Annotated in this window: 11 protein-coding genes; 6 read left to right on the top strand and 5 right to left on the bottom strand. The window is 66.7% G+C overall.

Annotated elements, in window-relative coordinates; all coding sequences use genetic code 11:
* Positions 1–70: 70 nt before the first annotated feature.
* The 4 genes from IEQ11_RS19545 to IEQ11_RS19520 form a co-directional block, all read right to left on the bottom strand.
* On the bottom strand, positions 71–484 hold the full coding sequence (locus tag IEQ11_RS19545) for a pilin (RefSeq protein ID WP_046657785.1): 414 nt from the start codon (positions 482–484) through the stop codon (positions 71–73).
* A gap of 536 nt (positions 485–1020) precedes the next feature.
* Entirely contained in the window at positions 1021–1443 is a 423-nt protein-coding gene (locus IEQ11_RS25925; protein ID WP_046657784.1) for a pilin, read from the bottom strand.
* Positions 1444–1987: 544 nt separating this feature from the next.
* Positions 1988–3397, bottom strand: coding sequence for a sigma-54-dependent transcriptional regulator (locus tag IEQ11_RS19525; protein WP_036104561.1), 1410 nt, complete (start codon positions 3395–3397; stop codon positions 1988–1990).
* Between the two features lie 85 nt (positions 3398–3482).
* Complete coding sequence (locus IEQ11_RS19520) at positions 3483–5108, bottom strand: sensor histidine kinase (protein WP_191822045.1); 1626 nt, start codon at positions 5106–5108, stop codon at positions 3483–3485.
* A gap of 320 nt (positions 5109–5428) precedes the next feature.
* Here IEQ11_RS19520 and sucC point away from each other — a divergent pair, with 320 nt between their 5' ends.
* From sucC to IEQ11_RS19500, 4 genes are all read left to right on the top strand, one after another.
* Positions 5429–6595: an ADP-forming succinate--CoA ligase subunit beta gene (gene sucC / locus IEQ11_RS19515; RefSeq protein WP_036104548.1), complete on the top strand. Its 1167-nt coding sequence runs from the start codon at positions 5429–5431 to the stop codon at positions 6593–6595.
* A gap of 12 nt (positions 6596–6607) precedes the next feature.
* A complete protein-coding gene (gene sucD / locus IEQ11_RS19510; protein ID WP_036104545.1) occupies positions 6608–7483 on the top strand; it encodes a succinate--CoA ligase subunit alpha in 876 nt (291 codons plus the stop codon).
* A gap of 297 nt (positions 7484–7780) precedes the next feature.
* Complete coding sequence (locus IEQ11_RS19505) at positions 7781–8137, top strand: endonuclease domain-containing protein (RefSeq protein WP_191822044.1); 357 nt, start codon at positions 7781–7783, stop codon at positions 8135–8137.
* A 19-nt stretch (positions 8138–8156) separates the two neighbouring features.
* Positions 8157–9812 carry an NAD+ synthase gene (locus IEQ11_RS19500; RefSeq protein ID WP_191822043.1) on the top strand — a complete coding sequence of 552 codons (1656 nt, stop codon included), beginning with the start codon at positions 8157–8159 and terminating at the stop codon, positions 9810–9812.
* Positions 9813–10008: 196 nt separating this feature from the next.
* On the opposite strand, the gene IEQ11_RS19495 is transcribed toward IEQ11_RS19500, so the two are convergent.
* Positions 10009–10914, bottom strand: a complete 906-nt coding sequence (locus tag IEQ11_RS19495) for an outer membrane protein assembly factor BamD (protein WP_036104537.1) — start codon at positions 10912–10914, stop codon at positions 10009–10011.
* A gap of 179 nt (positions 10915–11093) precedes the next feature.
* Between IEQ11_RS19495 and rluD the strand changes: the two genes are divergently transcribed.
* Both rluD and pgeF read left to right on the top strand, forming a co-directional pair.
* On the top strand, positions 11094–12068 hold the full coding sequence (rluD, locus tag IEQ11_RS19490; protein WP_191822042.1) for a 23S rRNA pseudouridine(1911/1915/1917) synthase RluD: 975 nt from the start codon (positions 11094–11096) through the stop codon (positions 12066–12068).
* Positions 12065–12850, top strand: a complete 786-nt coding sequence (gene pgeF / locus IEQ11_RS19485; protein ID WP_191822041.1) for a peptidoglycan editing factor PgeF — start codon at positions 12065–12067, stop codon at positions 12848–12850. The genes rluD and pgeF overlap by 4 nt, the downstream gene beginning before the upstream one ends.
* The last annotated feature ends 25 nt before the right edge of the window (positions 12851–12875 follow it).

The raw sequence follows: 12875 nt of genomic DNA, 5'->3' as shown, positions 1-12875 counted from the left end.
CTGCCGAGTGCTGCCGATGACAACTAAACCTCTTGCGATGAGCGCCCGTGCAAGGTGCGTCGCACTGCTTTTAACGGCACTCCGCAGGCACCACCGTGAGGTTGGTACCGGCTGCGACATTGCAATCCCACTCCAGGCGCCCTAAGGATTCGGTGGGACGTAAGGTGAAGGTCACCGAAGGGGCCGCACCCGGCGAAGATACAGCTGTCACCACGCCGTTGTTGCCAATTGTGATGCTGGCGCAGTAACTGGAAGCGCTGAAGCTATATCCGGTGTTGAGTGCGGTGACCAGACTGAGAGAGCCGCGGTCTTGCGCAGTTTCGGATACTGAAAGCTTGGCTCCGGCCGCCACATTGAGGCATTCAGCATTCTTGGTTCGCGTTACATAGTCGAGATAAGCTGGGAGCGCTATCGAGACCAGAATGCCAATGATCGCGATGACAATCATCAACTCAATGAGCGTGAAGCCGAGTTGCCGTTTCATGGGGTACCCCAGGGTGTGCGGACTGAAAGGAAAGGATCATTAGGGGGGTGATCCGCTCTACCTCGAAGCGGCGCGGGCCAACGCCGTCAGCAGGGTTTGGTGCAATGCCAGCGAGCCGGTACCCAGTCCTTCGGCGAGCTACGCTGCATGTAATACCAAGCATGAGTCATGCCAACTTTTTGCTGCGCTCTTAAGTGTGGTGATCGTCACGCTATCTGGCGGATTGCTCGCCTAAAGGCATCCTGTGTAGGGATGAAAATTTCATTCGATCATTTGCGATCGATCACAGTCAGCCGGAGCATTGGGCAGTACCTGCAGTAGTTGGTTGGGGCGCGCTTGGTGCTTGAGTATCAAGCAAGGTCGCTTTTTGCCTTGGAAGTGCGTCAGATTCGCTCCAGGACAGATAAGGCCGTATGTGTAAATCAGTGCCGCTGATTGAACGCAGAGCAGTTCCTATGGATTCTTCGTGACACAAAAAAACCCCGGCAATATGCCGGGGTTTTTTCAAGCGAACTAAGAACTCGAAGCGAAGCTAATTACGGAGTGCGGCATTCGGCCGGCAGCTGCGAAGCCTTGCCGGTACCACGGCACATCCAATCAACGCGGCCGTCAGCAGCGGTCGGGGTCAGGGTGAACACGGCCGGAGCGGTAGCGCCGGTGTTCTGCGTGGTCGCGGTGATCACGCCAGTGACCGGGGTGATGATGACGCTGGCGCAGTAGCTGCTGGCGGCGAAGCTGTAGCCGGTCATCGCCTGGCTGGTGATGGCGGCGAGCGAGCCACGGTCCTGAGCGGTTTCCGACACGGCCAGCTTGGCCGAAGCGGCGACGTTCAGGCACTCAACGTTCTTGGTACGGATCGTGTAGTCCTGGTACGCCGGCAGAGCGATGGCGATCAGGATGCCGAGGATCGCGATGACGATCATCAGTTCGATGAGGGTAAAGCCTTGCTGCTTCTTCATGGTGTATCCCCTAGGAGTGGTGATTGAGTTGCTTCACGTGCCAACAGGTCCGGATGTTCGATCCTTCGGCAGCCGTGCGTGCCGCACGTGCATGGAAGAGTACGCACAACCCATGCCAACTTCGCTGCGGCTTGGGCTCGGGATCGAAACTGGTAGCGTCATCACGTATCGGCCCGGTTGTGCTCGCAGTCGTGTGACGCGGAAGGTCAGTCGATGGTTTGGGCGGGTGACCAAATGCGTCAGGTTGGATTTTCCTGGGCAGAAACTGCGGTTTTCATCACGCAATGCATGGCCGCTTCGGCGGGCTCGAGGCGTAGCCGGGCGGAAAGCATCGGATTCCGGCGACGGACGGTCGTGGCGGCCGTTTCGTTGGGTGCCTGGAGCGGATCGGGTCTGGGCCTGCCGATGACGAGGCGATAGCTTCGGTCCGCGCGCTGTCTTCGCCATCGGCGGAGGCAGGCCTTATCGGGTGCGCTATCGCTTAATAAGCCGCAGGCTGCGCCCGAACGGCAAGCGCCGGGTGGCCACGCGGCCACCGGCGATCTCAATCGATCCCGAGCTTCTTGAGCTTGTAGCGCAGCGCGCGGAAGGTGATGCCCAGGGCCGCGGCGGTGCGGGTCTTGTTGTAGCGGTTTTCCTGCAGCGCCTGCTGGATCGCGGCGCGCTCGATTTCCTCGATGTACGAGGGCAGGGCGCTGGTCGCGGTGTCGCGCGGGTTGAGGGTGCGCGGGTCGACGGCGCCGGGCTGCGGCGATGGGTTACCGGCCTGGACCGCGTGGGCCGGCAACGGCGGCGGCTGGGTCGACAGACGCGGCAGGCGCAGGTCGCTGGCGTTGAGGACTTCGCCTTCGGCCAGGGCCAGGGCGCGTTCGAGGATGTTTTCCAGTTCGCGCACGTTGCCCGGGAAGCCGTAGGCGCGCAGGGCTTCGAGCGCGTCCTCGCCCAGTCGCGGCACCGGCCGGCCCTGGTTGCCGGCGAGCCGGTGCAGGATCTTCGAGGCCAGGCCGGGCAGGTCGTCGAGCCGCTCGCGCAGCGGCGGCACGCGCAGCTCGATGACGTTGATGCGGTAGTAAAGGTCCTGGCGGAAGCGGCCGTCGGCGACCAGCGCGGCGAGGTCCTTGTGGGTCGCCGAGAGGATGCGCACGTCGACCACCAGTTCGGCTTGCGCGCCGACCGGGCGGATCGATTTTTCCTGGATCGCGCGCAGCAGCTTGACCTGCATCGGCAGCGGCAGCTCGGCGACTTCGTCCAGGAACAAGGTGCCGCCGTCGGCGGCCTGGAACAGGCCGGGCTTGTCGGCGTGGGCGCCGGTGAAGCTGCCTTTCTTGTGGCCGAAGAATTCGCTTTCCATCAGCTCGGCCGGGATCGCGCCGCAGTTGACCGGCACGAACGGACCGTCTGCGCGGCCGCCTTCGGAATGAATGGTGCGCGCGACCAGTTCCTTGCCGACGCCGGACTCGCCGGCGATGTACACCGGGGCTTGGCTGCGCGCGACCTTGCCGATGGTCTGGCGCAACTTGATCATCGCCGGCGACTCGCCGTACAGGCGCGAACCCACCGCTTCGCTGGCGCTGCGGCGGGTGTCGTTGAGTTCGAGCGCGTGCCGCACCAGATCGCGCAGCACCGCCAGGTCGACGGGCTTGGCGACGAAATCGAAGGCGCCGGCCTTGAGCGCGTCGACCGCGGCTTCGACGTTGCCGAAGGCGGTGATCATCGCCACCGGAGTGTTCGGATACTTCTGGCTGATCTCGGCGATCAGGTCCATGCCCGAGCCGTCGGGCAGGCGCATGTCGGTCAGGCACAAGTCGTAACTGTTGCGCAGCAGCTGGCTGCGAGCCTCGCCGAGGCCCGACGCGGTGTCGCAACGCAGGCCCATCCGGCCCAAGGTCATGACGAGCAGCTCGCGAATATCGCGCTCGTCGTCGACTACCAATGCACTACGTGTTTCAGCCATTGCGCCCTCCATCGCCCACGATAGCTTAACGGCATGGTCGCGGCCAAGACGCTTGTGGCACAGATTCTGCTTGTCGCACGACGATTCACGCCGGCGACAGCGCGCTGGCGCCGGCGAGGCGGATGCGGAAACAGCCGCCGCCGCCGGGCACGGACACGTAATCCAGCGAGGCCTGATTGGCGCGGCACAGCTCGCGCGCGATATACAGGCCAAGGCCGGTGCCGTGGCTGGAGGTGGTGAAGAACGGGCGGAACAGGCGCTCGGCGACAGAATCGGGGATGCCCGGGCCGCGGTCGAGCACATCGATCGCCGGCAATCCCACTTCATCGAAATACACGTGCACGGTCACCCGCGCCGGTTCGCCGGGGATGCGGCCGTAGGTCAGCGCGTTGTGGACCAGCACGGTCAAGGCCTGATGCAACTGGCGCGGATCGACCATCGCCGCGACCCGGGCGTCCGGCCCGGTCGCGCGCAAGGTGTCCTGTTCGAGCGGATGACTGACCCGGTACTCGTCGAGGAACTGTCGTACGAAGCCCATCAATTCCAGATGCTCGGGCTTGGCCGGTTCGCGTCGCGCCATGCCGAGCACGTTCTCGACGATGCCGTTCATGCGCGAGCCCTGCTGGCGCACGATCTCGAGCAGGCGACGGTCGGAGATGGCGATGTCGCGCGACTCTTCCAGCAATTGCACGGCGTAGTTGATCGCCGCCAGCGGATTGCGGATCTCGTGCGCGAGGCTGGCCGAGAAGCGGCCCAGCGCGGCCAGGGTGATCGATTCGGCGCGGCGCGACACCAAGGAGGTGTCGTCGAGAAAGATCAGGGTCTGGTCGCTGCCGGCCAGCAGCCGGGTGAAGCGCGGCACCACTTCGGGCAGGTCCGGCGCGAGTTGCAGCGGGCTTTCGTCGGGCCGGCCCTCGACCCGCCAGCGGCTCAGCCGGCGCGCGAGCTCGGGCGAGGCGATGGCGAGAATGCGATGGCCATGGCGCGAACCGTCGTATTCGCCGCTGTCGCCGAGCAGCAGCATCGCCGCCTCGTTGGCCAGGCGCAGGCGGCCTTCGCCATCGACCAGCAGCACGCCGGTGCGCATGCGGCGGATGATCAGCTCGTTGATTTCGGCGTAGTTCGCCGCTTCCGCGCCGCGGCGTTCGGCCAGCTCCTGGCTCTCGCGCATCTGCCGGCCGAGCATGTTGGTCAGCAGCGCGATCGACAGATAGCCGACCGCGAACATGATCGGCTCGGCGATGGTGCGGCCCGTGGTTTCCCCGCCGATCTCGTTCCAGATCCATTCGCCGATCAGGCCGGCGCAGGCGAGTATCGCCGCGCCGATGCCGTAGCGCGCGCGCAGCAGCAAGGCCGCGGCGCCGACGTTGAACATCAGCATCAAGGCGATGCCGGTGCCGGCGCCGGGCAAGGCGTGGATCGCCAGGATGCCGAAGAACAGGTCGCAGGCGATCCCGGCCAGGGCCTGGCCGCGCAGTTCGCCGCGCCGGCCGAACAGGAACAGCAAGGTCGCGATGAACAGATACGACAGCGACAGCGAGCGCGCGAACAGGTCGTGGCGCGGCGAGCCGATCAGGTTCTCGACCGGCCCGAACAGGAACAGCACCAGCAAGGCGGCTTCCAGCAGCCGATATAGCGTGAAGAAATACAGTTCGCGGCGCAGCGCGAGGTCGGCTTCGGCCGGACTGACGGGGGCGAGACCTGACGGCAAGCGGGTTTCCCTGCGCGGGCGGAGTATCGATCAGTATAGGGCGGCTGACCGGTCCGAACCGGCGCGGCGTGCCGCGGGGCGGTCTGCGGCGGGTGCCGAGAGCCCGCGGGCTTTGCTCGAACAGGCCTCCGGCGGGGCCTGGTCGGCGGTAACCGGCCTGCGATCGTCCTGTAATGGGCCTGGCGGACGCTGCGCGGGCTCCTGCGCGGGCCGGGTTTTGCTCGGCCCGCCGCGATCGGCGACAATGCGGCCCCCTCGCACGTCTGCCGGCTCCGGGCCGGTCGCACGCGCGGGACGTCTTTCACTCCCCTCGGTGACGCATGAATTTTCACGAATATCAGGCAAAGCAGCTGTTTGCCGACTACGGCATCGCAGTGCCGGCCGGGCGCGTTGCGCGCACTCCCGACGAAGCCGTCGCGGCCGCCAAGGCCATTCCCGGCGATCTTTGGGTGGTCAAGGCCCAGATCCACGCCGGTGGCCGCGGCAAGGCCGGCGGCGTCAAGCTGGCGAAGAACTTCGATGAAGTGAAGCAGTACGCCAAGGCCATGCTCGGCACCAAGATGGAGACCTACCAGTCGGCCGGCGTGGCGCTGCCGATCGATACGGTGCTGATCTCCGAAGGCACCGACATCGCCAAGGAACTGTACCTGTCGGTGCTGGTCGACCGTTCGACCAAGTCGGTCACCTTCATCGCCTCGGCCGAAGGCGGCGTGGAGATCGAGAAGGTCGCCGAGGAAACCCCCGACGCGATCAAGACCATCCACGTCAACTACGTGCAGGGTCTGCAGGCCTACCAGTGCCGCGAGCTCGCCTTCGACCTGGGCCTCAACGCCAAGCAGGCCGGCCAGCTGACCAAGATCATGCTGGGCCTGTACAAGCTGTTCAACGAGAAGGACCTGGCGCTGGTCGAGCTCAACCCGCTCGCCATCCTCACCAACGGCGACCTCGCGGTCCTCGACGGCAAGGTCAACAGCGACGACAACGCCACCTTCCGTCACGCCGACCTGGCCGCGATGCGCGACATCCGCCAGGAGGACGAGACCGAGGTGCTGGCCAGCCAGTACGACCTCAACTACGTCACCATGGACGGCAACATCGGCTGCATGGTCAACGGCGCGGGTCTGGCCATGGCGACCATGGACGTGATCCAGCTGGAAGGCGGCTCGCCGGCCAACTTCCTCGACGTCGGCGGCGGCGCCACCAAGGAGCGCGTGACCGAGGCGTTCAAGCTGATTCTCAGCTCGGACAAGGTCAAGGCGATCTTCGTCAACATCTTCGGCGGCATCGTCCGCTGCGACATGATCGCCGAGGGCATCATCGCCGCGGTCAAGGAAGTCGACGTCAAGGTGCCGGTGATCGTGCGCCTGGAAGGCACCAACGTGGAAGCCGGCAAGGAACTGCTGAAGAACTCGGGTCTGGCCATTACCCCGGCCGACAACATCAACGACGGCGCTAAGAAGGCGGTTGCTGCCGTCGCTGGCAAGTAAGGGGTTAATGACATGTCCGTATTGATCAACAAGAACACCAAAGTCATCGTCCAGGGCTTCACCGGCTCGCAGGGCTCCTTCCACGCCGAACAGATGCTCGATTACGGCACCAAGGTCGTCGGCGGCGTGACCCCGGGCAAGGGCGGCACCCAGCACCTCGGCCTGCCGGTGTTCAACACCGTGCGCGACGCGGTCGAGGAAACCGGCGCCGACGCGTCGGTGATCTACGTGCCGCCGCCGTTCGCGGCCGACGCGATCCTGGAAGCGGCCGACGCCGGCATCAAGGTCATCGTGTGCATCACCGAAGGCATCCCGGTGCTCGACATGCTGCGGGTGAAGAACACCCTCAACGGCTACGAGGACGTGGTCCTGGTCGGTCCGAACTGCCCCGGCGTGATCACCCCGGGCGAGTGCAAGATCGGCATCATGCCGGGCCACATCCACATGCCGGGCAAGATCGGCATCGTCTCGCGCTCGGGCACGCTGACCTATGAAGCGGTCAAGCAGACCACCGACGTGGGCCTGGGCCAGTCGACCTGCATCGGCATCGGCGGCGACCCGATCAACGGCACCAACTTCATCGATGCGCTGAAGTGGTTCCAGGACGATCCGCAGACCGAAGGCATCATCATGGTCGGCGAAATCGGCGGTTCGGCCGAGGAAGAAGCGGCCGAGTTCATCAGCCAGTACGTCACCAAGCCCGTCGTCGGCTTCATCGCCGGCGCCTCGGCGCCGAAGGGCAAGCGCATGGGCCACGCCGGCGCGATCGCCTCGGGCGGCCAGGGCACGGCCGAGGGCAAGTTCGCGGCGATGGAGAAGGCCGGCGTCACCACGGTGAAGTCGCCGGGCGACCTGGGCGCGGCGATTGCCAAGCGCTTGGCGAAGTAAGCCGAAGCGTCATGGTTTGTCGGAAAGGCCGCCTTCGGGCGGCCTTTCTGCGTTTGGGGCGGCCCTCACCCCAACCCCTCTCCCGCGAGCGGGAGAGGGGCTCGATGCACCTCGGCCCATGGTTTTACGCGGATGAGTTGGGACGTCGAGACCAACGGCGCGGATTCCTACCCATCTGCGGGATAAAGCCCCTCTCCCGTTTGCGGGAGAGGGGTTGGGGTGAGGGCCGCTTCCCCTATGCCCCGACAAAGCCGCAGCGAAGAAACTGCAGTTCCACTCGCCCCAAGGAGCGCAAGGATGCGCCCAGGCCAAAAATCCACCTTCGCCCGCCGCCTGCGCCGCAGCATGACCGACGCCGAGCACAGGTTATGGTTCCATCTGCGAAACCGGGCCCTGATGGGCTGCAAGTTCCGCCGCCAGCACCCCGTCGGCCCCTACGTTGCCGACTTTGCCTGCATCGAACGCGGTCTGATCGTCGAAGTCGACGGCGGCCAGCATTCCAATAGCCACGCCGACGAGCGGCGGACCTTCTATCTGCGATCCCGCGGCTACCGCGTCCTCAGATTCTGGAACAATGACGCCCTGATGCGGACCGACGCGGTGCTGGAGCAGATCCACGCCGCCCTGGCCCGCAATGTCGTCAGCCTGGACTGACTTACCTGTTGAAACTCCCATGCCCAACACCTTGCGCATCGCCCTGGCCCAGTTCGACTTCCCCGTCGGCGCGGTCGAAAAAAACGCCGAGCGGATCGCGGCGATGATCGTGCAGGCGCGCGACGAACACGGCGCCGATGTGGTGCTGTTTCCCGAGCTGGCGGTCAGCGGGTATCCGCCCGAAGACCTGCTGCTGCGGCCCAGCTTTCTCGCCGATTGCGAAGCCGCGCTGCTGCGCATCGCATCAAACACGCGCGGCATCGTCGCCGTGGTCGGTTGGCCGCAGGCGGCCGGCGCGGTCGTCTACAACGCCGCCAGCGTGTTGCGCGACGGCCGGGTCGAGGCCACCTACCGCAAGCGCGAACTGCCCAATTACGCGGTGTTCGACGAGCGCCGCTACTTCGACGTCGATCCCGACGGCGAAGCCTGCGTGTTCGAGGTCAAGGGCCGCGGGTCCGACGAAAGCGTCAGCGTCGGCGTGGTGATCTGCGAAGACCTGTGGTTCGCCGAGCCGCTGGCCGCGACCGCGAACGCGGGCGCGCGCCTGGTGCTGGTGCCCAACGCCTCGCCGTTCGAGCGCGACAAGCACGCCCAGCGCGATGCGCTGCTGGAAACGCGGGTGCAGGAAACCGGTGTGGCCCTGGCCTATCTCAACGTCGTCGGCGGCCAGGACGCGCTGGTGTTCGACGGCGCCTCGGTGCTCGCCGACGGCGACGGCAACGTGCATCCGGCTGCGACCGCGTTCGAGGATCACTGGCTGGTCGCCGACTACCACGACGAAACCCGCAGCTTTACCCATGTGTCGTGGCCGAGCGAAGCGGACGAGGGCCGCGATGCGCTGGCGTGGCGGGCCATCGTGCGCGGCACCCGCGATTACTGCCGCAAGAACGGTTTCGAAAAAGTCTGGCTGGGGCTGTCGGGCGGGATCGACTCGTCGCTGGTCATGGCCGTCGCGGTCGATGCGCTCGGCCCGGACAACGTGGTCGCGGTGCGCATGCCCTCGCGCTACACCGCCGACATGTCCAACGACCTCGCCGCCGAGCAATGCGCGACCCAAGGCGTGCGACTGATCGCGCTGCCGATCGAAAAACCGTTCCAGGGCTATCTCGACACCCTGGCCGAAACCTTCGCCGGCAAGGCGGTCGACGTGACCGAGGAAAACCTGCAGTCGCGCACCCGCGGCGCGCTGCTGATGGCGATGAGCAACAAGTTCGGCGGGCTGCTGCTGACCACCGGCAACAAGAGCGAATACGCGGTCGGCTACGCGACCATCTACGGCGATATGTGCGGCGGTTATGCGCCGATCAAGGACCTGTACAAGACCGAGGTGTTCGCGCTCGCGCGCTGGCGCAACGCGATCGCCGGCGCGCCGATCATCCCGTGGGCGGTGATCGAGCGTCCGCCGTCGGCCGAATTGCGCGACAACCAGAAGGACCAGGATTCGCTGCCGCCGTACGACGTGCTCGACGCGATCTTGTTGCGCCATGTCGATCAGGAGCAGTCGCGCGACGAGATCGTCGCCGCGGGTTTCGACCCGGCGACGGTGGATAGGGTGCTGCGGCTGGTACGAATCAGCGAGTGGAAGCGGCATCAGGCCGCGCCGGGGCCGAAGGTGTCGCATCGCGCGTTCGGGCGCGAGCGGCGGTATCCGATCACCAACGGATATTCGGCCTGACGTTCTGGCCCGTGCCTCCCCTGGAGGAGCGGCGCAAGCCGCGACCGCGACACCGCAGTTACGACGCAAGCGCGATGTCGCGGTCGCGGCTTGCGCCGCTCCTACAGGGGGCGCTCGTACCCGCGCCGCGCTCAGTAACAATAAAAAAACGCCGCCCGAAGGCGGCGTTTTTTATTCTGCGATTCGAACCGGACGCTTACTGCTGCTTGCGCTTGGCTTCTTCCTTGTCGCGGTTGTCCACCGCCGACTTCTCGCCCGCGAACGGGTTGAGCTTGCGCAGGTTGCTCGGGTAATCCGGCCACTCGTCGCCCGACAGAGCCGGATGGCTGGGGTCGTTCTGCTGCAGCACGCGCTTGGCGTCGGCGGCCAGGGTGGCGTTGCCGAGGCCTTCGTAGGCCTTGAGCAGCACCGCGACCGCGTCGTTCTGGTAGCGGCTCTGCGGATAGGTTTCCAGCAGGTACTTGGCGCGGTCGGCGGCGGCCACGTTGGCGGTGCGGCGCAGGTAATACAGCGAGGCATCGAGCTCGTGACGGGCGAAGGTGTCGCGCAGCACCAGCATGCGCTTGCGCGCGTCCTCGGCGTAACGGCTGTTCGGGTAGCGCTCGACCACGATCAGGAAATCGTTGTACGCCTGCATCGGCGTGGCCAGGTCGCGGCGGCTGACGTCCAGGCGCCAGACCTTCTGCAGGAACACCGTGTCGCGGCTGGAGTTCACCAACCCGCGCAGGTAGTACAGATAGGCGATGTTGCGGTGGGTCGGGTAGGTGCGGATGAAACGGTCGATGCTGCTGACCGCGTCGTCGTGCTTGCCCGACTTGTACTGCGCGTAGGCCGTCTCGATCAGCGACTGCTCGGTGTACGGGCCGTACGGGTACTGCGCCACCAGGCGCTTGAAGCTGGTCTCGGCCGAGGACCAGTTGCCGTTGGTCATGGCCTTGTGGGCCTTCTCGTAGATGGCCTCGACCGGCTGGCCTTCGTCCGCATCCTTGTCCTTCTTGAACATCTTGCCGACGCTTTTGCAGCCGGTAGTGGCGACGGCGGCGATCAGCAGCAGGCAAAACAGGCGAACGAAACGGCTGGACGGGGCGGAACGTACGGTCATGGCAGGCATCAACGGGCGCCGGAGGCACGAAGAGCCGATAATAGCAGTCCGCGGGTCGGCCCCCTTAACCGATCCCGTACTTCCTTGTGCCGGCCGCCGCGTTCGCGACCGGCCGCCGCGATCCCGCTCCCCCAGGCCCCAGGCCCGGCTCACGCCGAAGACCCAATCGACCCGACCCGATGACCTCACCCCGCCAGACCCTGACCGCCACCGTTCCCGACAGCGCCGCCGGGCGCCGTTTCGACGCGGTGCTCGCCGAGCTGTTCCCCGACTATTCGCGCTCGCGGCTGGCGGCCTGGATCAAATCCGGCGACGCCCGCCTGAACGGCCAGGAGGTGCGCCCGCGCGATCCGGTCCAGGGCGGCGAGGCGGTCGAACTGAACGTCGTGCTCGATACCCAGACCCACGCGGTCGCCGAAGACATCGCCCTGGACATCCTGTACGAGGACAGCGAGGTGATCGTGCTGGACAAGCCGGCCGGGCTGGTCGTGCATCCCGGCGCCGGCAATCCGGCCGGCACCCTGGTCAATGCGCTGCTGCACCACGACCCGGGCCTGTCGGCGCTGCCGCGCGCCGGCATCGTCCATCGTCTCGACAAGGACACCTCCGGCGCGATGGTGGTGGCGCGGACCCTGCCGGCGCATACCTCGCTGGTCGAACAGCTCTCCGCGCGCGACGTGCATCGCCAATACCTGGCGGTGGTGGTCGGCGCGCTGGTGTCCGGCGGCACCGCCAATGCCGCGATCGACCGCCACCCGCGCGACCGCCTGCGCATGGGCGTGCGCGAGGACGGCAAGGACGCGGTCACCCATTACCGGCTGCGCGAACGCTTCCGCGCCCACACCTTGCTGGAGTGCCGCCTGGAAACCGGCCGCACCCACCAGATCCGCGTGCACATGCAGCACCTCAAGCATCCGATCGTCGGCGACCCGCTGTACGGCGGCCCGCTCAAGCTGCCCAAGGGCGCGACCGAGGGGCTGGTCGAGACCTTGCGCGGCTTCAAGCGCCAGGCCCTGCACGCGGAAACTCTGGAATTCAAGCATCCCGCCAGCGGCGAACCGATCCGCTGCACCGCGCCGGTGCCGGCCGACCTGCAGCGGCTGATCGCCGAACTGCGCGCCGACACCCGCGCGGCGGTCGAGGCCGGGCGGTGACGGCAGGCGACGCCGAGGCGCCGTGGATCGCCGCGGCCTGGCCGCTGACCCCGGTGCGCGGCTTCACCACCGTGCGCGGCGGCGCCGGCGTGTCGCAGCCGCCGTTCGACAGCTTCAACCTCGGCACGCGCTACGGCAGCGACCGCGACGATCCGCTCGCGGTCGCGCGCAATCGCGAACTGCTGATCGAACTCGCACGGTTGCCATCGCCCCCGCATTGGCTGCACCAGGTGCATGGCGCGGGCGTGCTGCGTTTCGATGCGGCGCGCACCAGCGCGACGACCCTCGCCGAGGAACCCGAGGCCGACGCCTCGGTGACCTCGACCCGCGGCAGCGTGCTGGCGATCCTCACCGCCGATTGCCTGCCGGTGCTGTTCGCGGCCGACGACGGCAGCGAAGTCGGCGCCGCGCATGCGGGTTGGCGCGGGCTCGCCGACGGCGTGCTCGAAGCCACCGTCGCGGCCATGCGCACCGAACCGGCGCGCGTGCATGCCTGGCTCGGGCCCGCGGCCGGGCCGCGGCATTACGAAATCGGCGCGGAGGTGCGCGATGCCTTCGTCGCCCGCGACGCCGGGGCCGAGGCGGCCTTCGTCGCCACCCGTCCCGGGCATTGGCGGGTGGATCTGTATGCGCTGGCGCGCGGACGACTGGCGCGGGCCGGCCTGGCCGCCGATCATGTGCACGGCGGCGGCTTGTGCACCATCAGCGAGCCCGACCGCTTCTATTCCCACCGCCGCGACCGCCGTACCGGCCGCATGGCGACTCTCATATGGATGACCTGATGCGAAACCCAGCCCATCGGACGGC

The sequence above is a fragment of the Lysobacter capsici genome (genome assembly GCF_014779555.2).
In the GTDB taxonomy this organism is placed as follows: Bacteria; Pseudomonadota; Gammaproteobacteria; order Xanthomonadales; family Xanthomonadaceae; genus Lysobacter; species Lysobacter capsici.
The sequence above is the reverse complement of the archived record's forward strand: the minus strand, read 5'-3'. Positions and strand labels throughout refer to the sequence as shown.